At 61.8% G+C, this 1491-nt stretch carries 1 protein-coding gene; it reads right to left on the bottom strand.

Going from position 1 to position 1491, the window contains the following annotated elements; all coding sequences use genetic code 11:
• The coding region (locus A3754_RS19605; protein ID WP_156497103.1) for a UvrD-helicase domain-containing protein at nucleotides 1-1491 on the bottom strand (1491 nt) is incomplete at both ends.

Genomic DNA, 1491 nt, shown 5'->3' with positions numbered 1-1491 from the left:
GGATGGCTTTGGCTTCGGTGCGGTCGCGAACCAGGATGGCAATGTCGTTGGGATGCAGGGGCCGGAAGCTGCCGGCTTTCCGGAAGCCGGTGACGCCTTTTACGGCACCGTTAAGCAGATGGGCAATTTCGCTGGCGCAGCGTGCCGCCTGCTCCTCCCGGTATTGGCCGGCGCTGACCGGTTTTTCCTGCTCGTCCACCCACAGGGTAATGCCGGATTTTTCGTTGTTGTCGACCAGCAGAACGTCCTTGCGACCGTTGGCGTTTACCGCGTCAAAGGGAATGGCGTTGTCCATCATGAACACATCGCCAAAGGTAGTCTGGCTGTAGGTGAACAGATGGTTCACGGCGCTGACCATGGCTTCGGCGCTGCGGAAGTTTTTGTCCAGGGTGTAGTGGTTGCCTTCTGTGGCCCGGCGGGCTTTCAGATAGGTAAAGACGTCGGCACCCCGGAAGGCGTAGATGGCCTGCTTGGGATCGCCGATCATGAACCAGCCGGTGCCTTCTTGCCCTTCATAGAGCGCGGAAAAAATGCCGTACTGGGTGGGGTCGGTGTCCTGGAATTCGTCGATCAACGCCACCGGAAACTGGTCGCGAATGACCTGGGCCAGGCGTTCGCCGTTGCTGCCTTTCAAGGCATCGTGCAGGCGGCTGAGCATGTCGTCGAAGCCCATGGTGGCGGTCTGGCGGCGGACCTGATCCACGCGCCGGTCGATCCAGGCGGCGGCATGGGCGAGCAGGTCGGTGCGGGGCAACTGTGTATTTGCCCGCCCTTCCATGACCGCGTCCAGCTGCTGGCAGAAGGCAAAGTCCGGCCGATGCGCCTGGCCGGCCTTGGTGAGTTTCATGCCTTCATGGGAAAACTTTGCCAGGGTGTCGTAGGCCTTGTCGTTAAGCCGTTCGCCATTGGCGTAGCGCTGCAGGGTTTGCAGCATGCCGGGCAGGCTGGTGGTGCGGTAGCTGTTGCCGTTGAGCCATTTGTTATCGCGGGCGGCGCGCACCCATTCGAGAAAGGCCGGCAGTTCGGCGGCCAGTTGCCGGCGGGCGTGTTGATCCTTGTCCGCCTGGGGGTCGGTTTGCGTGAGCCAGTGTTTGACGCTTTGCGGTAACTCTTCCGGGTCAGCTTCTTTCAGGCCGAGCAGGGGACGGCAGGCGTCCAGCAGGGCATCCGGGTTGCCCAGGTTGTCGCTTTGCAGGGCATTGGCGGCGCTCACCGGGAAATCGGCAATCACCGAGCGCCAGTAATCCCGCGCTGCCATCTGCTGTTCGTCGCTGGCGTCTTCCTGCAATTCCAGGCTGAACAGGCTGCCGGAATCGAAGGCATGCTGTTTGAGCATGCGATTACAGAAGCCGTGGATGGTGTAGATGGCGGCTTCGTCCATCCACTGGGCGGCGGCATCCAGACGCTGGGNGCAACGGGCCCGGTCGTCCGGGTCGCTATAGTCATTGAGCAATTCAGCCAGCACCGGGTCGTCGGCTTCTGCATTGGCAT

The sequence above is a fragment of the Alcanivorax sp. HI0083 genome (genome assembly GCF_001635175.1).
The sequence above is the reverse complement of the archived record's forward strand: the minus strand, read 5'-3'. Positions and strand labels throughout refer to the sequence as shown.